We start from the raw sequence: 19,976 nt of genomic DNA, 5'->3' as shown, positions 1-19,976 counted from the left end.
TCCCGCCGAAAATGAGGGCTAGTCCGGTTATCCGCGACAGTAACCGACGAGTGACCGCTTACGCTGCCGCCTTATCCGGCTATGCGGGCGCGGCGGTCCGTGCCGATGGGCGGCGCTTCATGATCCACCGCAGGAAATTGACCCATAGGGATGGGCGGGCCGGGGTTACGGGCGGGTGGCCGAGGGAGACCGCGGTTCGGTCGAGCAGCGCCTCGATCATCGCGTCGTGAATCCAGCGGATGGCCAGCGGCCACAGCAGGTAGCCGATACCGCGCAGGCGGCAGTCGATCTCGTGGCGCAGGATGCTGCTGTCCGGCCACGGACCGTCCAGCACCTCGAGGCTGTGCGTACCGACCAGGAAGGATCCGGGCGCGACGGTGAACTCGATGCGGCGGCCCGGCACCCACTCGGTACACCGATACCGGATGACGCCGTGTCCGCCGTCGGCACCGACCCCGAGCGGCCGGTCGAGGACCAGTGCGGGCCAACCGGGCGGCCACACCGGACTGTCCGGTTCCGCCGCCCTGGCAAGCAACGCGCCGAGCTGATCCGCAGGCACCGGGTACTCCCGCTGGTGGATATTTCGAACCATGACCCATCTCCATTCGCTACCGTATGGAACACCCATACGGTAGCGTATGGAAGACGACACGCGAAGTTATCCGAGCCACACTGGCCGTTATCCGACAGCGGGCTCGTACAGGACGATCGCCCATGGCGATTCGACGGAAGGGCGGACCGAGGTACGCCGTTCGTGCGGACCGATCACCGGATCCTCGGCCGCAAACCCAGCGGTACGCAGGCGCGCGAGGGTCTCGTCGAGGTCGCCGACCTTCACAGCGAGCGACGGGATGTCGCGTTCGTCGGCACCGGCGAGCATGACCCGGGTCGGTCCGATATCGAATTGCGCCCACCGATCACCATCGACGAACGTTGCGGTCCTGCCGAGTACCGCGGTGAGCAGATCTATTGCGGCGGTGAGATTGTCGGCAGGGAATAGGGTGGCGAGACGTTCGACGGTCATGGCTGCTCCAACGCTCGGCGCATGGCCGAAAACGCTTGGTCGGCGGCGTCTTTGGCATCCGAGAGGTTATCGGCCATGCTGAAGAAACCGTGGAATTGCCCGTTGTAACGGATCGTGACGGCCTCGACTCCCGCATCGCGCAGCCGCTGCCCGTAGGCCTCGCCCTCATCACGGAGTGGATCGAATTCGGCGGTGATGATGTAGGCGGGCGGGAGTCCGGACAGGTCCGTCGCATGCGGTGGTGCGGCGTAGGGATTTTCGGCATCGGCGGCCGAGGCGAGATATTGCTCCCAATACCAGCGCAAATGGTCGTCGGTGACGAAGTAACCGTGAGCATTCTCCCGATACGAGGCGGTGTCACGGGCCGGATCGAGCATCGGGTAGATGAGCAATTGATGGGCGATGGCCGGGCCGGCGTGATCCCGGGCCATCAATGCCGTGACGGCGGCCAGGTTGCCGCCGGAACTGTCACCGGCCACCGCGATGCGAGCGGGATCGCCACCGAAGGAAGCGGCCTGGGCCACAATCCATTTCAGGACTGCGAACGCATCTTCAGCAGCGGCCGGGAATCTATTTTCGGGGGCCTGCCGATAGTCGACCGAAACCACGATCGCACCGACACCATTACTCATCGCGCGACACAGCTGATCGTGGCTGTCCAGATCACAGATCACGAAACCCCCGCCATGGCAGAACAAAACCACCGGCAGGTCGGCACCGGGCTCGGCGGGCCAATACATACGGACCCGAACCTGCTCCACCCCAGCAGGTCCCGGTACCGAACGCTCCGCGACCCGCCCCACCGCAATCACATCGACCTGGGCCGCCGGACGCGCGGCAAGTATCCGACGCGCCTCAGCGGCATCGAGCACTTCGGTGCCCAGCGCGGGAAACGCCGCCGAGGCGAGATCGACGATCACCTGGGCTTCAGGCTTCAGGGGCATGCCTATCCCTCGCCCACGGCTCCGACCGGCGGCAGCGCATCCGGGGGGATGAATTGTCCCGCCGACAACCCGCCGTCGATGGCCAATTCCGCACCAGTGATGAACGCCGCGGCATCGGAGGCGAGGAATGCCACCAAATCCGCCACCTCCGAAGGCAATCCGACGCGACCAAGCGGTAGCGAGGGAAAGCTACCCGGCCCGGTGCTCAGCCCGAGATGCCCGATCATCGGTGTCGCGATCGGACCCGGATGCACCGAGTTCACCCGGATTCCGAGCGGTCCCAACTCGAGCGCGGCCGTCTTCGTCAACCCGCGCAGCGCCCATTTGGACGCACCGTAGGCGGAATGCCCCATCAGCCCCTGTAATCCGGCCTGCGACGAGATATTCACGATCGAACCACCCGTCGCCCGCATCGGATCCACGACGGCCTGGATACCGAGGAAGGAACCGATCAGGTTGATGCGCAGAATGCGTTCGAGCTCGGCAGCGGAGGTTTCGACAAGCGGTTTGGCAGTGTAGATCGCCGCATTGTTCACCAGCACATCGATGCCACCGAATTCGACGACCGCGGTCTCGACGGCGGCGGCCCAGTCGGTGGCGCTGCTGACATCGTGCGGGGCGAAACGGGCGGAATCACCGATGGATTCGGCGACCGCCTTGCCTTCGGATTCCAGCACATCAGTGAGGACGACGCGTGCACCCGCGGCGGCGAACAACCGGGCTTCCTGCTCGCCCTGGCCACGTGCGGCACCGGTGATGAGGGCGACTTTGCCAGTGAGATCGATCATCTCAAGCTCCTACGAATTCAGTTGTCTCGGCGCCTTCGGCTGCCCGGCTCTGCCCGAGGTTTCCGGCTCGCTCCGCTCCCCGGCTCTGCCCGATGTCTCCGGCTCGCTCCGCTCCCCGGAAGTGCGGAATGACCTTCTCGCCCCAGTGCCGAATGGTCTCCAGGCACGCCTCCTGCGGCACCGTCCCCATCTGGATCAGGCACAGGATCTCGTCGGCGCCGGCCGCCTGCAGCCGCTCGACATAGGCGATGGCGTCCTCCGGGCTGCCGTACGCGTGCTCGGCATGGAAAACCGAAGTGGCCCCGGCCTTCACGGGAATCTTCGCTTCGTGCAGATACGCCACATGCTCATCGGCGGCTTCGCGAATCCTGGCCACCTCGTCCACCGTCGGATCGATTGCTTCGTCCGGCACCGGGCCCGCGCCGTACCAGTGCTTGATGGACTGCGCGAAGAACCGCTGCCCACGCGCGCCGATCTGCTGTGCCTTCGCCCGGTCGTTCAGCACGATCGTCGGGCACAGCGCGGCGAAGTGGTCGTTGACGACCGTGGAGACGAACTTCTCCCCCGTCCGCTCGGCAATGGCCGCGTCATAAGTGCGGCGCAGTTCGGCGATCTCCTCCACACCCGCGAAACCCAGTACCAGCGCGCCGATCCCGTAGTCGGCGGCCAGCTTCAGCGTGTCCTTCTTGGTGCACGCCATGAATAGCGGCGGATGCGGCAGCTGCACCGGACGCGGCAGCATCGGATGCGGATCGATATCGAGCAGCTCACCGTGCCATTCGAATTCGCCCTCCGGATCCTGCCAGGCCCTACCGATAATGCGCAGCGACTCCTCGACCTCCTGATAGGTGCGGTCGGGATCGACACCGCACATCGAGGTTTCCTGCGGGGTGGCCCCGCGGCCCGCGCCGAGATTCACCCGCCCGTTCGAGAGCACATCGAGCATGGCCGCGCGTTCAGCCGCGCGCACCGGGTGATTGAAATTGAACGGCATACACACCACGCCGTGGCCGATCCTGATCCGCTCGGTGCGCGCGGCCACCCAGGTCAGGAAGATCTCCGGGGCACTCATATGCGCGTACCACTTCAAGCCATGGTGTTCGACCGCCCAGACGGTATCGAAACCCATCTCCTCGGCCAGCACCGCCTGCTCGACACAGTCGCGCAATACCTGCCGTTCGTGATCGGCCGACGGATCGGTCATCTGCGCCTCGAAGATCATCGAGAACTTCATGCATTGCCTCCACTCTGTTCTTCCCACCCCACCGACTTCGTCGGCTGCCATTTCCTATTTCACTATGCCTAGTAGAAATATTTCCGATGCTCTTGTTGAGGTCAGCTGCATGTCTCGGTGGATGGGACTATTCCGGTTCGCCCCGCCCGCGCGCCCATAGCGTCGATATCGCACACGGCGTTCGAACCGACGCCGGAGAAAGGACGGACCTGACGTGGGTCGACTCGATGACAAGGTCGCGCTGATCACCGGCGCAGCACGCGGAATGGGCGCCGAACATGTTCGCCGCTTCATTGCCGAGGGTGCGCGAGTGGTATTCGGCGATGTCCTCGACGAACAGGGCGAACAGTTGGCCGCCGAAACCGGCGCGCGCTACCTGCACCACGATGTGACCAGCGAGGCGGACTGGGCGACCACGGTGCGGACCGCGGTGGAGGAGTTCGGCAGGCTCGATGTGCTCGTCAACAACGCCGGTCTGCTGCGGTTCCAGCGCATCGCCGAGATGAGCCTGGCCGACTTCACCACGATCATGACGGTGAATGTCACCGGCACCTGGCTCGGCATCAAATCCGCCGCGCCCGCGATGACCGGCGGTGGCGCGATCGTGAATATCTCCTCGGTCGAGGGATTCGTCGGCGCCGCGGGCCTCTCGGCCTACAGCGCAAGCAAATTCGCGATTCGCGGACTGACCAAATCGGCCGCGCGCGAGCTCGGTGCGAACGGAATCCGGGTCAACTCCATCCATCCCGGCGGCATCGCGACACCGATGACGGCCGCGGCGGGCTCCGGCGTCGACGGCAATACCTTCTTCGCCGGATTGCCCATTCCGCGCTGGGGACAGCCCGGCGAGGTCTCCGAGGCGGCCGTCTTCCTGGCCTCGGATGCCGCGAGCTATTGCACCGGAACCGAGGTCGTCATCGACGGCGGCATGCTCACCGGCGCCGGGTACTAGGGAAAGAGAGCCAGATGTCCGAGGAATATACCTACGACGTCGTGGTCGTCGGCTCGGGTGCGGCGGGTATGACCGCCGCACTCACCGCCGCCTATCGCGGACTTTCGGTGGTGCTGATCGAGAAGAGCGCCAGCTTCGGCGGTTCCACCGCCCGCTCGGGCGGCGGCGTATGGATTCCGAACAATCCGGTGCTCGTGCGCGAGGGCGTGCCCGACAGTCCGGATCTTGCCCGGGTCTATCTGAAATCCATTGTCGGCGACCGAGTTCCGCAGGCCAAACAGGACGCATTCCTCGACAACGGCCCGCGCATGATGACCTATCTCGGCGCACGCACCAACCACCTCCAATTCGTTTACGACCGCGGCTATTCCGACTACCACCCGGAACTTCCCGGCGGGCTCGCGCAGGGGCGCAGCATCGAGCCAGCGATTATCGACGGCCGCCTGCTCGGCAAGGATCTGGAGCTCATCAACCGGCCGACCATGTCCGGGCCGAAGGGCATCGCCTTCACCGTCAGCGACTTCCACGATCTGAATATGATCGCGCGGACCTGGAAGGGTAAGCGCACCGCGGTGAAGGTCGGTGCCAAGGCGGTGCTGAACCGGATCCGGGGACGGCATCCACTGAGTTTGGGCAAGGCGCTGGTGGCCCGGCTGTGGTTGGCGCTGCGCGATGCGGAGGTGCCGATCTGGCTGAATACTCCACTCACCGAGCTGATTACCGCCGACGACACGGTGGTCGGAGTGCGCGCCGAACGCGATGGTGTTCCGATCGTCATCCGCGCGCGGCGCGGTGTGGTGCTCGCCGCTGGCGGTTTCGAGCACAATCTGCAGATGCGCAAACAGTTCTTCACCGGGCCGGTCAGCACCGATTGGACCGTAGGCGCGACCGAGAACGTCGGTGACGGCATCCGCGCCGGTGAAAAGCTCGGCGCCGCACTGGATTTGATGGACGATGCCTGGTGGGGACCGTCGGTCCGCAATCCGGACGGTCCGCCGTTCTTCTGCCTGGCCGAGCGATCCCAGCCCGGCGCGATCATGGTCAACGATGCGGGCGAGCGGTTCACCAACGAATCGGCCAGCTATGTCGACGTGGTGCACACCATGTACGAGCGACACGCGACCGGTGTCGGTCATGTGCCCGCGCACTTCATCATGGATCAGCGCTTTCGCGATCGATACCTGTTCCTCGGTACCTTCCCGAAACAGGCCATCCCGCAGAAGTATTTCGATGCCGGGATCATCAAAAAGGCCGACACCCTTGCCGAACTCGCCACCAAGATCGGTGTTCCGGCCGATTCCCTGAACGCAACGGTACAGCGGTTCAACGGCTTCGCACGTGCCGGACGCGACGAGGACTTCCATCGCGGTGAATCCGCTTACGACCGCTATTACGGCGACCCCACTGTGCGACCGAATCCCTGTCTGGCACCTATTGATCAGGGACCGTTCTACGCGGTGGAGATGGTGCCGGGCGATCTCGGCACCAAGGGCGGCCTGGTCACCGACGAACACTCGAGGGTGCTGCACGAAGATGGCGCGCCGATCGCCGGACTCTATGCGGCGGGCAACAATTCAGCCGCTGTCATGGGCAATAGCTACGCGGGCGCCGGCGCGACCATCGGACCCGCCATGGTTTTCGGTTATATCGCCGCCAATCACATCGCCGAACTCGAAACCCCTGGAGCATGACGTGGACCGAGTGAATGGCAAGACAGTCATCGTGACCGGTGGTGCGCGCGGTATGGGCGCGGCATTCGCCCGTCGGCTGGTCAGCGAGGGCGCATCGGTGGTCGTTGCGGATGTGCTCCTCGACGAGGGCAAGGCGGTGGCAGCCGGGCTAGGCGACCAGGCAATATTCTGTCCCCTCAACGTCACCGACGAATCCGCCTGGGCCACAGTGGTTGCCGAGGCGGAGCGCAGCTTCGGGCCCGTCTCCGGACTGGTCAATAATGCGGGCATCGTGCACGTCGACCCGATCGAGCGGCTCGCCGAAGCGGATTACCGCCGGGTGATCGATGTGAACCAGGTCGGGGTGTTCCTCGGCATGAAAGCCGTTGTGCCGTCGATGCGCCGGGCGGGCGGCGGCTCGATCGTCAATATCTCCTCGATCGGCGGCATCATCGCATTCAGCAATATCCTCGGCTATGTCGCCTCCAAATGGGCGGTGCGCGGGATGACCAAGGCCGCCGCCCAGGAGTTCGGCGCCGACGGCATCCGGGTCAACTCGGTACATCCCGGCGTCGTGGCCACCGAAATGACCGCCGACTCCGATCGCTCGCACTCGATGGTGCACGACCAGCCGCTGCCCCGCGCGGCGGCACCGGGCGAGCTGGCCGATCTCGTGCTGTTCCTCATCTCCGATGAGGCGAGTTTCTGCACGGGCTCCGAATTCGTCGCCGACGGCGGCTACACCACCAAATAGCCAAGGACACCTGCTGTGAAGAACTTTGAGGACAAGGTCGTCGTCATTACCGGCGCGGGCGCGGGCATCGGCCGCGCACTCGCGCTCGAGCTCGCCGACCACGGCGCGAGGCTGGCATTGTCCGGCCGAAACCTGGCCAATGTCGCCGAAACCGCCGCGTTGTGCGAGAAGGCGGGCGCCAAGGCGCGGGCCTACACACTGGACGTCACCGACCGTGCCGCCGTCTACGCCCATGCCGACGAGGTTCGATCCGACTTCGGCCCGGCCAATCTCGTGGTCAACAATGCGGGCGTCTCGCTCACCGCCAATATCGAGGAGTTGACCTGGGAGGACTTCGAGTGGATCGTCGATATCAACTTCTGGGGCGTCATGTACGGCACGAAAGCCTTTCTGGCACAGGTGATCGCCTCCGGTGACGGTCATATCGCCAACGTCTCCAGCATGTTCGGCCTGGCCGCCTGCCCGAGCCAAGCCGCATACAACGCAACCAAATTCGGCATTCGCGGCTTCACCGACGCGCTGCGCCAGGAGATGAAGATCGCGGGCCACCCGGTCGGGGTCAGCAGCGTCCATCCCGGCATGATCAAGACCGAGATCGCATGGAAGGCCCGCGCGGGCGGAGATCGTGACCGCGATGCGCTGGCCGCCAACTTCGACAGACTGGCAAAAACCACACCCGAATCCGCGGCGAAGACCATCCTGCGGGGTATTCGAAAGGATAAGGCCAAGATCCTCATCGGCGCCGATGCTCGCGTCATCGATTTGCTGCCGAGGATCTTCGGTTCCGGCTACCAGCGCATCATTACCGCCCAGATGCGCAACGAGGTATAGACCGGTCGGCACGGCGAATCCAGTGTGCGGGTGCGAGTCCGGCCCAGCTGCCACCTGCGTTCAACTCGCTCCGGCGGCGCGCAGTAGTTTCGCGCCGAGATCAGCCAACATTTCCGCCATCTCCGGCGGTTCCCTGACCTCGAATTCCAGGCCCAGATGGACGATTCGTACCGCAGTCCATTCCAGCGAATCGGCGGTGGTGCGGAGCAGGCAGGATTTGTCGTCGATGGGCTCGATTTCCTCAGGGCGAACCCGGAAGGTTTCGATCAGCTGCGTGGCCGGGGCGTGGACGAGGAAGACGACTCGGCGCAGCGGGCGGGATCGGGCCAGGGACTGAGTGACGAAGGCGGCGGCGTCTTCGGTGGGTAATTGCCCTGGGGCACTGCGTATTCCGATCGGTTGCGGAGAATCGATGCGGTCCACGCGGAAGGTGCGCCAGTCGGCGCGGTCGATATCCCAGGCGACCAGATACCAGCGCCGGCCCGCGGAGACGAGGCTGTGCGGTTCGGTGAGGCGGCGGGTTTCGGTGTCGCCTTTATCGCGGTAGTGGAAGCGGATACGTTCGCGGTCACGGCAGGCGGCGGCCAAAACGACCAGGGTTTCCGGGTCGACCATGGGTCCAGCGGCCGGGCCGCCCAGCGATACCGTTGCCGACCGCACCGCCTCGACTCGGTGGCGCAGGCGGGCGGGCAGCACCTGTTGCAGCTTCACCAGCGCCCGCGCCGATGACTCGTCGATCCCCTCGACCGCGCCCAGCGCCGCATTGCGCAGCCCGAGCGTGATCGCGACGGCCTCTTCGTCATCGAGCAGCAGCGGCGGCAATGCGGTACCGGCCTCCAGTCGGTAGCCGCCGATCGAACCGAGGCTGGCGTGCACCGGATATTCCAGTTCGCGCAGCCGCTCGATATCGCGGCGCACCGTCCGGACCGTCACGCCGAGGCGTTCGGCCAGCTCGGGGCCGGTCCATTCGCGGCGGGTCTGCAACAGGGAGAGCAGTTGCAGCAGGCGGGCGGCGGTCTCGGTCACAGACTCCAGTATCCGCCCGAATGAGGACCGAATCCGACCTCATTCACACCTACCGTGGCGATTGTGAACGCAGACCGAGACACCATCCAGATCATCGGGGCCCGCGCGAACAACCTGCGCAATATCTCCCTGGCCATCCCCAAAGGCAAGATCGTCGTCTTCACCGGCGTATCCGGATCGGGCAAATCGTCGGTGGTCTTCGGCACCGTGGCCGTTGAATCGCAGCGTCAGCTCAATGAGACCTTCACCTGGTTCATCCGCAATCGACTACCCAAGTACGAGCGGCCCGAGGCCGATGTGATCGACAATCTGGCTCCCGCGGTGGTGGTCGACCAGAAGCCCATCGGCGGAAATTCCCGCTCCACGGTCGGCACCATGACCGATATCCAGTCCATCATTCGGGTGTTGTTCTCGCGATACAGTGAGCCGAGTGCCGGTGAGGCAACGCGATATTCGTTCAACGACCCGCTGGGCATGTGTCCGGAGTGTGGCGGGCTGGGCCAGGTCGTGCGACCGGATCTGGACAAGCTGCTCGATACCGCGAAAACACTCAACGAGGGTGCCATCAACTTTCCGCCGTTCGCGGTGGGGACATTTCAGTGGCAGATCTACGCGGAGTCCGGCCTCTTCGATCCGGACAAGCCCTTACGCGACTTCACCCCGGATGAGTGGCAGTTGTTCCTGCGCGGCAATGGATTCCGGGTGCCACGTCCGAACAAGACCGGTTCGATGGGCAGCAATGCCTACGAGGGACTGTTGGAGCGCTTCGACCGGCTATACATCAAACGCGACCTCGGTGCGCTGAGCGACAAGATTCGCGCAGCGGCGATGGAGGTGGTACATGCCCGGACCTGTCCCGAATGCGGCGGCGCTCGGTTGAATTCCGCCGCACTCGCGAGCCGGATCAATGGGCTCGGCATCGCCGACTTCGGCCGCATGGAGGTATCCGATCTCATCGAAGTGCTCGGGGAGCTCGATAAGACCGCCGCCGCACCGATCGCCGATGCCGCCATCGCCCGGCTGCGCCGGATCGAGGAGGTCGGTCTCGGTTATCTCTCGCTGGATCGCGAGACAGCCACGCTTTCCGGCGGTGAAGCACAGCGACTCAAGGTCGTTCGGCATCTCGGCTCCAGCCTCACCGGGATGACCTACATCTTCGACGAACCCAGCGTCGGCATGCATCCGCGTGATATCGGCCGTTTGAACAAGTTGCTGATCCAGTTGCGCGACAAGGGCAATACGGTGTTGGTGGTCGAACACTCCCCCGATGTCATCGCCGTCGCCGACCACATCGTGGATATGGGGCCGGGCGCGGGCGGACACGGTGGTCAGATCGTCTTCCAGGGCACCGTCGACAAGCTGCGCACGTCGGGCACGTCGACCGGTGAGCGGCTACGGCGGGTGCAACCGGTCAAAAGCGCGAGCCGCACACCGACCGGCTGGCTCACAGTCACCGGCGCGGACTCGTACAACCTGAAGAATCTCACCGCACGGTTCCCGACCGGCGTGCTCACCGCGGTCACGGGTGTGGCGGGTTCGGGCAAGAGCACATTGGTATCCGGCGCGTTCGCGCAGGCCTACCCGCAGGCGATCGCGGTGGACCAGTCCGCCATCGCCGCCTCCCGACGCTCGAGCCCCGCCACCTATGTCGGCATCATGGACCCGATGCGGCAGGTTTTCGCCAAGGAGCACGGCGTCAAGCCCGGACTGTTCAGCTTCAATTCCGAGGGTGCGTGCACCGAATGCGGCGGTGCGGGTGTCATTTTCACTGATCTGGCGTATATGGATCCGATCACCGCGGTGTGCCAGAGCTGCCGCGGACGCCGCTACCGTCCCGAAGTATTGAGCTATGTCGTGCGCGGTGCATCCATTGCCGATGTGTTGGATATGACCGCGGAGCAGGCTCTCGACTTCTGGAATGGCAATGCTGGCACCAAGATTCGGGCACCGTTGCGGGCATTGAATGAGGTGGGTCTCGGCTATCTGACGCTCGGTCGCTCGCTGAGTTCACTGTCCGGCGGTGAACGTCAACGGATCAAACTCGCCGATCACCTGCACCGAAGCGGCGGCATATACATTCTCGACGAGCCGACCACCGGACTGCACATGGCCGATGTCGACGCGCTGATCGCCCTGCTGGACCGGCTGGTCGACGCGGGCAATACGGTCATCGTCATCGAACACGATCTCGAGGTGGTCAAACGGGCCGACTGGGTGATCGATCTAGGACCGGACGGCGGCAAGCACGGTGGCGAAATCGTCTTCACCGGAACACCTTCGGCGCTACTCGACGATCAGCGCTCCATTACCGCCGATTATCTGCGACGCAGCGTCGCATGATGCCCGGTCGCGGCTCCTCGATGCGACCGCACCGCCGCGGACGAGATTTCGATACGACAAGCGCATCCAGAGCTTGCCCACACCGGCGCCGGACAAGCGCGGCATGACAACCGAGCGGCCCGTCGTCAGCAACAGCAGGTCGGCGATGCGGCCACATACCTCGTCTCCGGCGCCGACCGCCCAGTCGGCGTCGGTCGCGACGAGCCGAAAGCCCTCGAGCCGGTGCTTCGCCCAGAACGGCCACCCCATCGTCCACACCCGGACGGCCGCCGTCGCCGCGGCTTCGATCGGCAGTTCGAGCCGCCTGCCGGTCGGGATCGCGATGTCCTGACCGTGCACCATGATGTCGAAGAGGATATTGCGATAGTTGGTGACCAGCGGCAACTTTCGCGATGCCGCATGCGCGCGGATCTCCGCGGCGAGGTCATGTTTCGCGTCGGCATACCGAACGGACACATCGTGATTCATCCGATGGAACCGCCCGCGCGCCCGCAACCCTTCGCGAACCATATCCACCGGACCGGGCGGTTGCGGCGCCAATGCGATATGCGCGGCCACATCCCGAATCCGCCAGTTCGCACATAGCGACGGCAGCTCCCACTCATTCGGCGCGAGGTCGTCGAGTACATCGGCGACGGCACGTCGGTGCTGCTCGATGACCCGCCACTGCGCATCCCGGTCCATCGCGGCCTCCGATACTTTAGTCAGCTTCACTGACTACTATAGTCAGATAGGCTGACCAACTCAAGGTCGTGTCGCGTCGCGAGGACGTATTGCTCATGTCATGTCGTGGCGCGACTGGTTCGATACCGGCCCGGGGTGGTGCCGATGATGTTGGTGAACGCGGTGATGAAGCCGCTCGGGTTCGCCCAGCCGCATGCGTGGGCGACGTGGGTCGTGTCGTGGCCGTCCGCGAGCAGGACTAGTGCGTGATAGGTGCGTAGTTGGGTACGCCACTGATAGAAGGTCATGCCGAGTTCGTTGTGGAACAGTCTGCTGAGCGTGCGTGCGCTGGCTCCGATCTGTTGCCCGAGTTCGGCGAGTGAGCTGTTGTCCGCAGGTTGCTGGTAGAGCAGTCGCGCAATGGCTTGCAACCGATCGTCGCGGGGTTCTGGCAGCTGTAACGGCTGCTCGTGTGCTTCGCGGAGTTCATCGACCAGAACTCGGCGCAGGCGAGCGAGCGCGGCGCGATCGAATTCGCGTGGGCCCGTGAGGGTTAGCAGGATTTCACGGGCGAGGTCGGAGACCATGAACACCGCAGGCCGCTCCGGTGCGAGCCGGGCCAGGGATGCGGGGAGGAACAGGACCCGCATATCGGTGTGGCTGTGCGCGCGGTGATAGTGCGTGAAACCGGCAGGGGTCCACGCGACTCGATTGGCCGGAACGATCGATGTGCCACGTTCGGTGTGCACCGACAGGACGCCACGGGCCGCGTACACCAGGTGTCCACGCGGATGGGAATGCACCGTGCTCGTTCCCCCCGACGGCCAGAGATGGACACCTCCGGAGGGCCATAGACGTGACGTCGGACCGGACGGGCGAAGTTGGCGGCCAACGGGCATATGTTGGCATTCTACCGGTAGCCAGCCATAGCGCCTCCTGGCCACAGTTAACGCATGCATGATGACCTCCACACAGCCGTCACGGGCGAAGCGATAGTTCCGACAGCCGCACCGAGTACGACAATGCGAGCCGCGGTCTGTGTCAGGGCCGGTGGCCCGGAAGTGCTGGAGATTCGTGAGCTTCCAGTACCGGCGCTTCGGGCGGGCTGGAGTCTGGTGCAGGTCAAGGGCGTGGGCTTGAACCGATCTGAGCTGCGGACCCGTCAGGGGCATTCCCCGAACGTGCGGTTCCCGCGTGTGCTCGGAATCGAATGTGTGGGAACCGTGGCGGCCTCGACCGATCCCACATTGCCGGAGGGGACGACCGTCGCGGCGGTGATGGGCGAGATGGGCCGAGAGTTCGACGGCGGCTATGCCGAGTACGCGTTGGTGCCGAACTCGCTGCTCATGCCCGTCACGACCACGTTGCCCTGGGATGCGTTGGCCGCGCTACCCGAAACCTACTTGACCGCACAGGGCTCGCTGGACGCGTTGGGGGTGGCGCCGGGCAACACGGGACGGCTGCTGATCCGCGGCGGGACCTCATCGGTAGGGATGGCCGCCGCGTCGATCGCGTCCGGCTACGGGCTCGAGATCGCGGCCACGACTCGGCGACCAGGCAAGATCGACGCATTGACCGCGGCTGGCGTCGACCACCCGCTCCTCGACACCGGTGAATCGCTGACGGCACGCGTGCACGCGGTATGGCCCGAGGGACCGGACTACGTTCTGGATCTTATCGGGACGAGCACGGCGCTGGACTCGTTGCGCCTGGTCCGTCGTGGCGGGACGGTGTGTGTATCGGGCTCGCTCAGCGGTTGGCTGATCCGAGATTTCGAACCGATCGCGATGATCCCCTCCGGCGCCAAGCTCACGGCTTTCCACAGCGACAACTTCAAGGGCAGCGCGGGCACGAGCGTCTTGCAGCGCGTCATCGACCAGGTCGAGGCGGGCGTCTGTCGACCCAATATCGACCGTGTCTTCGGCCTGGACGACATCGTCGCGGCTCACCGCTACATGGAGAACAACCAAGCCAGCGGGAAGGTTGTCGTGGTGCCCTAGCATCCTGCTGGCATCCTGCTGACCGAGACGGCCGGTACACCGATCCCGGGTCGAGGCGGCAGGCTGAAATCGGGCTTCCCGCGGTGAGCGCACTGCGGGGTTGCGCCATTTGCCTGGACGTTCGGGCCGTGCCAGCGGCCGGTGAGCCGTCCTTGTCATGGCTGGTTGCGCGGTGGCTGTCGATGACCGAAGGAGTGTTATGACGATCGGAGTGGAGCCTGTGCGACGACCGGAGGCCGCCTTCGGAAGGGCGGGCGCAGATGGTTCGGTCGTGGTGGAACTCGATGGGGCGTGCGGGCTTTCGCGGGAGCGAATCGGGGGGAAGGCGTGGAGCGTTGATCATATGCGGGGGTTGGGATTGCCGGTGCCACCCGCATTTGTGCTGACGACCGAGGCCTGGGCGGAGTTCGGGACCAACGGTGGGCTGCTGGATGCGCAGATCTGGGCGGGTGTGCAAGACGGTATCGCCGCGTTGGAGCGCGGGACGGGGCGGGGCTTCGGTGCCACTAACCATCCGTTGCTGGTGTCGGTGCGGTCCGGGGCGGCGGTGAGTATGCCGGGGATGATGGATACCGTTCTGAACCTGGGGATGAACGATTCGGTCGAGGCAGCGCTGACCGCCGAGACTCGAAATCCGGGATATGCCAGCGATACTCGGCGGCGGTTCCGCACCCAGTATCGGGAGATCGTGCTCGGTGACCCGAATGGCATCGTGCCGGAAGATCCGTGGGAGCAGTTGCGTGGCGCGATCACCGCGGTATTCCGTTCGTGGGATTCCGCACGGGCCAAGACCTATCGCCGCACCCGGGGTGTTTCCGATGCACTCGGCACGGCGGTCACGGTGCAGGCCATGGTTTTCGGGAACCTCGACGCGCTATCGGGGACCGGCGTGCTGTTCAGCCGCAATCCGAATACCGGTGCGCGTATGGCCTTCGGCGAATGGTTGGTGGGTGGGCAGGGCGAGGATGTCGTCTCGGGGCGCACCACGCCGCGCCCACTCGACGAACTCGCGGTGGCGCTACCGGAGGTGCACGGCCAATTGCTCACCGCCGCTGAACTGCTCGAACGCGACGGTCGCGATATCCAGGACATCGAGTTCACCGTCGAATCCGGACGCTTGTGGCTACTGCAGTCTCGCCCGGCGAAACGTTCGGCGCGTGCGGCGGTTCGCGCCGCCGTCGCTATGGTCGACGAGGGGCTCATCGATGCCGACGAGGCACTGCGCCGGGTCGAGGCCGACCAGGTGCGTGCCGTCCTACGGCCCGCATCGGGCGAAGACACCGGGTTGATCCCGCTGGCCGAGGGCGAATCCGCTTGTCCCGGACTCGCCTCCGGCGTTGTGGTCACCGATTCCGACGAAGCCGAAACCCGTTCGGCCGCAGGCGAGCAGGTGATCTTGGCACGTCCGACCACCAGTCCGGACGATCTGCACGGGATGATCGCGGCGCAGGCCATCGTCACCGAACTCGGCGGAGCTACCTCGCACGCCGCTCTGGTCAGCCGGGAGCTGGGCCGGCCGTGCGTAGTCGGCTGCGGCGCCGGGGTTGTCGCGGCATTGGCCGGTCGCATCGTCACGGTCGATGGTGGGGCCGGTACCGTGTGGCCGGGCCGAGTGAGCGGTAAGGCGGTGGATGCCTCGGTAATCGAGGATGTCGAGCGACTCGCACAGTGGGCACAGGTCGATTCGGCCGAGCTGCCCGCGTTCCTGTCGAGACGGAACGAAGAACGTTCAGCGGCAACGGGTTTCGATGCAGCGCGGGTTCCGCAAGATAGCAACGGCAACAAGGTCTCCGAACTCGCCGTCCTGCGCCTGATCGCCATCAAAGGTCGAGTCGAGCCGGACGCCATCGCCGCAAGCCTCACAATTTCGGAGACCGAAGCCGCGTCGCACACTGCAGATTTCGTGGAACGCGGGCTATGCGCCAGCACGCCTGTCGGCGTTCGCCTGACCCCGCAGGGCCGCGAACAACTCGCCCAACTTCTCGAACACGAGCGCGCCGATCTCGACCGTAGCGACCTCGCCGCGGCCTACGATGAATTCTGCGAGTTCAACGCCGAGCTGAAGGCCGTCATCACGGCCTGGCAGATGAAGGACGCGAGCACGGTGAACGATCATTCCGACGACACCTATGACGCAGCGGTTTTAGCGCGCTTGACCACACTGCACCACGGCGTCACACCCCTCGTCCGACGCATCGGCGCCATCGCGCCGCGCCTGGCGCCCTACAGCGGTCGCCTGACCCGCGCCGTGGAGCGGATGAACGGCGGCGACCACAGCTGGGTGGCACGGCCGATCATGGACAGCTATCACACGGTGTGGTTCGAATTGCACGAGGACCTCATCGGTCTATGCGGCCTGAGCCGCGCCGATGAGGCCGCCGCGGGCCGAGCCCACTAGCGCGATGTTCATCGATAGCGCCCGGCGGCGATGGGTGGAATTCGCCCAGATCGACAATGTCCGCGACCTCGGCGGACTTCCGGTGATCGGCGGCGGCACAACCCGATTCGGCGTCGTCTACCGCTCCAGCACCCCCCAGCATCTCACCCGGGACGATCTGGCCCGGCTGACCGGCCCGGTCGGCTTGCGCACGCTGATCGACCTGCGCAATCCGGACGAGGTACTACGCGAGGGCTATGGCCTGCTAACCGGCAGCGCGACGGTGCGGATGGTCAATCTTCCGGTGCGCAAGGCGACCGACGTCGTCGCGACCCCCGCCGATCTGGTTCCCGACGGCAGACAATACGACCTGGTCGCGCTCTATCGCGAACTCCTCTTCGGCAGTGGCGAATCCATTGTGTCGGCAGCCCGGCTGATCGCCGATGCCCAGCGGCACTCGGTCGTTTTCCATTGCGCCGCAGGCAAAGACCGCACCGGCATCCTCGCGGCCGTGGTGCTGGACGCGGTGGGTGTCCCCGCGGAGGCCATCGCCGCCGATTACGCGCTCACCGGTGAACGCCTGGAACGCATCCGTGAACGCTTGGACGCGCTGCCCTCCTATCACGGGCTGCCACCAGTCCGCACCGGCATCCTCGCGGTCGATCCGGATGTCATCATCCGGTTCCTCGACGAATTGCACCGCGACCAAGGCGGATCGGCCGAATGGCTGCGCACCAATGGACTATCCGGCGCTGAGCTGGCCCAGCTCCGCGCGGTGCTCGTCGGCTAGTCCCCCGCAGTGGCGACTGTTCACCCGGAATTACCGCCGAAGGTCCAGTATGGTCACCAGCGTGCACGACGATGTCGACTACACCAAGCTGGTCAGCCCAGCCGAGAAGAAGAAATTGGCCAAGCAGAACAGCTTGATGTACGGCGGACTGATCGCCATCGGCGTCGTCATCCTCCAGGGCTTCCTCACGGCCTCGCCGCTGGGCACATCCGGCCGGATCTCCATGATCGCCTTCGCGATCTCGCTGCCACTGCTCGCGGTGCTGCTGATGCTCGACGAATGGCAGTCGGGCGAACAAGCGCCGAGCCCGAGCATGACCGATGAGGCGGCCAAGGCCATCGCCTTGCTCAGCTCGCTCGTCGGCGTCGTCGCGGCATTCTGGCATATCGACTGGAGCGCGGGTGTCGCGGTGATCGCGGCCGGAGTGGTCGCGCTCGGCGTCTACGGAACGCATTTCAGCAGTACGAGTTTCAGCCAGGCAGTGCTGCGCCGTAACCAGCAGCGGGCTGCCGCGACCCAGGCGACACCACCCGTGACGGAAACGTCGCCACCCGCACCCCAATCACCGGCGTCTCAACCACCAACGCCCCAACCATTGGCATCTCAGCCGTCGGCTCCCCAGTCCCCAGCAGCTCAGTCCACTGCTCCTCGCCCGACTGCGGACCAGCTCGAATCACCCCAGACCGCAACCTCCGAGCCAACGGCACCTGGACCAGCGAACCCCCAATCAGCAGCTACCGAGCCATCGGCACCTGAGCCGACAGCCCCGGGGGCGACGACACCCGCGTCCACAACGCACGAGGCGACAACATCCGGGTCGACCGCTCCCGAACCAACGACGGCCGAGCTAAAAAAGCCCTGACCAGCCACGCCCCAGACACCGCTGCCGAACCGATTACCGCCGCTGCGACGACACGCGCGTCCACGGCTCCCGAGCCAACTCGGAGCAGCTGACGACACCATCATCCGAATCCCCGAAAAGACCCGGAAGCAGCCGCCAACCCCTCACCCCGCCATCTGAATGTCTCAGACCCGACCTCAATGAGGTCAGCGCACGTCATCATGAGCCTTATGGCGACGCGCGAGGTAGTGAGAGCAGGCGCGTTCACGAGGATCTACGACCCGGGCGACGGGGAAACACACCCCTGGTACATCAACGACCACACCATCGTCCGCGATGAATTCGGCCGCTGGCATCTGTTCGGCATCACCCATCCGGAACCGGCAGACCCGTTCCACGAAACGGAATTCGCCCACGCCACCGCACACCAACTCCAGGGACCGTGGACCAAGCGAGCTCCAGCCCTGACCGTCGATCCGGATTACGGCGAAACCCATCTGTGGGCACCGCATGTCATCGGCGTCGATGGCCGCTACTACATGTTCTACGCGGGCGGCGGCCCCGATCGCACCGCCGCCACCATCAACCTCGCCACCTCGACCGATCTGTTCCGCTGGACCCGCGGTCGAGCCGGACCGCTGTTCCGTGACGGCTACGACGCGAGAGATCCGATGGTCTTACGCATCGGCGAAAAATGGGTCATGTACTACTGCGCCACTAGCACACCGAGCGGTGGACACCACGTCGTCGCCTATCGGACCAGCGGCGATCTCTGGCACTGGGGCGACCGCCACATCGCATACACCGACCCCACCATCGGCACTGGAGCGGGCAATACCGAATCACCCTTCGTGGCGCAGCACGGCGGCTGGTGGTATCTGTTCGTCGGTCCACGCCCGCACTACGTCGGCACCGACGTATTCCGCAGCGACACCCCCTTTCGGTTCCGCATCGGCGACAAGATCGGCCATATCGCCGCCCACGCCGCCGAACTCGTGTGGGACGACGACCGCTGGTGGATCACCAGCGCGGGCTGGGCCCAGGGCGGCGTACACCTCGCACCACTCACCTTCCCCACCCAGCGTTCCGTCACCGCGGACGTTCCCCGCTGAGCGCTCGCACCATACCGGCCACCAGCACCCTGGTCTGCTCGAACGACGCTTCGGATACCGCCGGTGCGTTGACCACCGTGCGCATGACCCCCAGCCCGAGCAGCAGCGCACCGATCAGTTCCGCACGCAAGTCACCGTCCGCACCGCCCAGGCGCGTGGCCATCTCGCGCAGATAACCATCGCAGAGTTGCGCGCGCAACTGGTCGCGCACCACGTCATGACCGGCCGATCGCAGCCCCGCAACCAGGGGATGCTCACCGCCGAATTCGGGCCAGTCATCGAACACGACATCGCGCAGAAGGGCATCCGCGATCGAGACAACGGGTCGATGCCGGTCGGCCGCAACCCCTTTCGGAATCTCGATATGCATCGCCTCGGCGTAGAGCTTTTCCTTGGAACCGAAGTACCGGAACACCAGCGCCGGATCGACGCCCACATCACCGGCGATATCGCGGACTCCGGTGCGGTCGAATCCGGTCGTGGCGAACCGCATCCGGGCGGCATCCAAGAGTGCGGATCGGGTGGCGGCACGGTCGCGCCGACGGCCCGGCGCTGCGGTTTCGGTCATCTAGTCAGCATAAGTCACCAATTGTTGACTTGCGTCTCGCAACCCTCCTAGCCTCGATGTCA

19 protein-coding genes are annotated in these 19,976 nt (G+C 65.2%); 10 read left to right on the top strand and 9 right to left on the bottom strand.

The window, feature by feature from the left end:
- Nucleotides 1-79: 79 nt before the first annotated feature.
- From ACIBG0_RS21585 to ACIBG0_RS21565, 5 genes are all read right to left on the bottom strand, one after another.
- Nucleotides 80-592 (bottom strand): hypothetical protein, encoded by a 513-nt coding sequence (locus ACIBG0_RS21585; RefSeq protein WP_397034742.1) that lies wholly within the window; start codon nt 590-592, stop codon nt 80-82.
- Nucleotides 593-679: 87 nt separating this feature from the next.
- Entirely contained in the window at nt 680-1,024 is a 345-nt protein-coding gene (locus tag ACIBG0_RS21580) for a hypothetical protein (protein ID WP_397034741.1), read from the bottom strand.
- Nucleotides 1,021-1,968, bottom strand: a complete 948-nt coding sequence (locus tag ACIBG0_RS21575; RefSeq protein ID WP_397034740.1) for an alpha/beta hydrolase — start codon at nt 1,966-1,968, stop codon at nt 1,021-1,023. Before ACIBG0_RS21575 ends, ACIBG0_RS21580 begins: the two co-directional genes overlap by 4 nt.
- A gap of 2 nt (nt 1,969-1,970) precedes the next feature.
- The gene (locus ACIBG0_RS21570) at nt 1,971-2,756 is read right to left on the bottom strand and encodes a glucose 1-dehydrogenase (RefSeq protein WP_397034739.1); all 786 of its coding nucleotides are present in this window, start codon (nt 2,754-2,756) and stop codon (nt 1,971-1,973) included.
- A gap of 1 nt (nt 2,757) precedes the next feature.
- Nucleotides 2,758-3,990: an LLM class flavin-dependent oxidoreductase gene (locus ACIBG0_RS21565; protein ID WP_397034738.1), complete on the bottom strand. Its 1,233-nt coding sequence runs from the start codon at nt 3,988-3,990 to the stop codon at nt 2,758-2,760.
- A gap of 214 nt (nt 3,991-4,204) precedes the next feature.
- Between ACIBG0_RS21565 and ACIBG0_RS21560 the strand changes: the two genes are divergently transcribed.
- Genes ACIBG0_RS21560 through ACIBG0_RS21545 form a run of 4 tightly spaced genes read left to right on the top strand, consistent with a single transcriptional unit; the run spans nt 4,205 to nt 8,197 of the window.
- Nucleotides 4,205-4,942, top strand: coding sequence for a glucose 1-dehydrogenase (locus tag ACIBG0_RS21560; RefSeq protein WP_397034737.1), 738 nt, complete (start codon nt 4,205-4,207; stop codon nt 4,940-4,942).
- 14 nt (nt 4,943-4,956) lie between these two features.
- On the top strand, nt 4,957-6,633 hold the full coding sequence (gene kstD, locus ACIBG0_RS21555; RefSeq protein WP_397034736.1) for a 3-oxosteroid 1-dehydrogenase: 1,677 nt from the start codon (nt 4,957-4,959) through the stop codon (nt 6,631-6,633).
- A 1-nt stretch (nt 6,634) separates the two neighbouring features.
- Nucleotides 6,635-7,366 (top strand): glucose 1-dehydrogenase, encoded by a 732-nt coding sequence (locus tag ACIBG0_RS21550; RefSeq protein WP_397034735.1) that lies wholly within the window; start codon nt 6,635-6,637, stop codon nt 7,364-7,366.
- A 15-nt stretch (nt 7,367-7,381) separates the two neighbouring features.
- A complete protein-coding gene (locus tag ACIBG0_RS21545) occupies nt 7,382-8,197 on the top strand; it encodes an SDR family NAD(P)-dependent oxidoreductase (RefSeq protein WP_397034734.1) in 816 nt (271 codons plus the stop codon).
- Between the two features lie 60 nt (nt 8,198-8,257).
- Here ACIBG0_RS21545 and ACIBG0_RS21540 read toward each other — a convergent pair whose 3' ends face one another.
- On the bottom strand, nt 8,258-9,223 hold the full coding sequence (locus ACIBG0_RS21540) for a helix-turn-helix transcriptional regulator (RefSeq protein WP_397034733.1): 966 nt from the start codon (nt 9,221-9,223) through the stop codon (nt 8,258-8,260).
- 63 nt (nt 9,224-9,286) lie between these two features.
- Between ACIBG0_RS21540 and ACIBG0_RS21535 the strand changes: the two genes are divergently transcribed.
- The gene (locus tag ACIBG0_RS21535; protein WP_397034732.1) at nt 9,287-11,563 is read left to right on the top strand and encodes an ATP-binding cassette domain-containing protein; all 2,277 of its coding nucleotides are present in this window, start codon (nt 9,287-9,289) and stop codon (nt 11,561-11,563) included.
- On the opposite strand, the gene ACIBG0_RS21530 is transcribed toward ACIBG0_RS21535, so the two are convergent.
- Together ACIBG0_RS21530 and ACIBG0_RS21525 are read right to left on the bottom strand one after the other, a co-directional pair.
- Nucleotides 11,507-12,277 carry a maleylpyruvate isomerase family mycothiol-dependent enzyme gene (locus ACIBG0_RS21530; protein ID WP_397034731.1) on the bottom strand — a complete coding sequence of 257 codons (771 nt, stop codon included), beginning with the start codon at nt 12,275-12,277 and terminating at the stop codon, nt 11,507-11,509. The genes ACIBG0_RS21535 and ACIBG0_RS21530 overlap by 57 nt on opposite strands.
- A 68-nt stretch (nt 12,278-12,345) precedes the next feature.
- Nucleotides 12,346-13,029 carry a helix-turn-helix domain-containing protein gene (locus ACIBG0_RS21525; RefSeq protein ID WP_397034730.1) on the bottom strand — a complete coding sequence of 228 codons (684 nt, stop codon included), beginning with the start codon at nt 13,027-13,029 and terminating at the stop codon, nt 12,346-12,348.
- Between the two features lie 150 nt (nt 13,030-13,179).
- Between ACIBG0_RS21525 and ACIBG0_RS21520 the strand changes: the two genes are divergently transcribed.
- The 5 genes from ACIBG0_RS21520 (at nt 13,180) to ACIBG0_RS21500 (ending at nt 19,346) form a co-directional block, all read left to right on the top strand.
- The gene (locus ACIBG0_RS21520; protein ID WP_397034729.1) at nt 13,180-14,226 is read left to right on the top strand and encodes a zinc-binding dehydrogenase; all 1,047 of its coding nucleotides are present in this window, start codon (nt 13,180-13,182) and stop codon (nt 14,224-14,226) included.
- A 199-nt stretch (nt 14,227-14,425) separates the two neighbouring features.
- A complete protein-coding gene (locus ACIBG0_RS21515; RefSeq protein WP_397034728.1) occupies nt 14,426-16,624 on the top strand; it encodes a pyruvate, phosphate dikinase in 2,199 nt (732 codons plus the stop codon).
- 4 nt (nt 16,625-16,628) lie between these two features.
- Nucleotides 16,629-17,393: a tyrosine-protein phosphatase gene (locus ACIBG0_RS21510; RefSeq protein WP_397034727.1), complete on the top strand. Its 765-nt coding sequence runs from the start codon at nt 16,629-16,631 to the stop codon at nt 17,391-17,393.
- Between the two features lie 61 nt (nt 17,394-17,454).
- The gene (locus ACIBG0_RS21505; RefSeq protein ID WP_397034726.1) at nt 17,455-18,255 is read left to right on the top strand and encodes a hypothetical protein; all 801 of its coding nucleotides are present in this window, start codon (nt 17,455-17,457) and stop codon (nt 18,253-18,255) included.
- Between the two features lie 209 nt (nt 18,256-18,464).
- On the top strand, nt 18,465-19,346 hold the full coding sequence (locus tag ACIBG0_RS21500; protein WP_397034725.1) for a glycosyl hydrolase family 32: 882 nt from the start codon (nt 18,465-18,467) through the stop codon (nt 19,344-19,346).
- On the opposite strand, the gene ACIBG0_RS21495 is transcribed toward ACIBG0_RS21500, so the two are convergent.
- Nucleotides 19,324-19,914 (bottom strand): TetR family transcriptional regulator, encoded by a 591-nt coding sequence (locus tag ACIBG0_RS21495; protein WP_397034724.1) that lies wholly within the window; start codon nt 19,912-19,914, stop codon nt 19,324-19,326. The two genes, ACIBG0_RS21500 and ACIBG0_RS21495, sit on opposite strands and share 23 nt — an antisense overlap.
- Nucleotides 19,915-19,976: the final 62 nt, after the last annotated feature.

The sequence above is a fragment of the Nocardia sp. NPDC050630 genome (assembly GCF_044457245.1).
Taxonomy (GTDB): domain Bacteria; phylum Actinomycetota; class Actinomycetes; order Mycobacteriales; family Mycobacteriaceae; genus Nocardia.
The sequence above is the reverse complement of the archived record's forward strand: the minus strand, read 5'-3'. Positions and strand labels throughout refer to the sequence as shown.

Coding starts and splice junctions, on each gene's coding strand:
- ACIBG0_RS21585 (WP_397034742.1), bottom strand. CDS start 592: ATGGTTCGAAATATCCACCAGCGGGAGTACCCGGTGCCTGCGGATCAG.
- ACIBG0_RS21495 (WP_397034724.1), bottom strand. CDS start 19,914: ATGACCGAAACCGCAGCGCCGGGCCGTCGGCGCGACCGTGCCGCCACC.
- ACIBG0_RS21515 (WP_397034728.1), top strand. CDS start 14,426: ATGACGATCGGAGTGGAGCCTGTGCGACGACCGGAGGCCGCCTTCGGA.
- ACIBG0_RS21570 (WP_397034739.1), bottom strand. CDS start 2,756: ATGATCGATCTCACTGGCAAAGTCGCCCTCATCACCGGTGCCGCACGT.
- kstD (WP_397034736.1), top strand. CDS start 4,957: ATGTCCGAGGAATATACCTACGACGTCGTGGTCGTCGGCTCGGGTGCG.
- ACIBG0_RS21520 (WP_397034729.1), top strand. CDS start 13,180: ATGCATGATGACCTCCACACAGCCGTCACGGGCGAAGCGATAGTTCCG.
- ACIBG0_RS21565 (WP_397034738.1), bottom strand. CDS start 3,990: ATGAAGTTCTCGATGATCTTCGAGGCGCAGATGACCGATCCGTCGGCC.
- ACIBG0_RS21575 (WP_397034740.1), bottom strand. CDS start 1,968: ATGCCCCTGAAGCCTGAAGCCCAGGTGATCGTCGATCTCGCCTCGGCG.
- ACIBG0_RS21580 (WP_397034741.1), bottom strand. CDS start 1,024: ATGACCGTCGAACGTCTCGCCACCCTATTCCCTGCCGACAATCTCACC.
- ACIBG0_RS21500 (WP_397034725.1), top strand. CDS start 18,465: ATGGCGACGCGCGAGGTAGTGAGAGCAGGCGCGTTCACGAGGATCTAC.
- ACIBG0_RS21510 (WP_397034727.1), top strand. CDS start 16,629: ATGTTCATCGATAGCGCCCGGCGGCGATGGGTGGAATTCGCCCAGATC.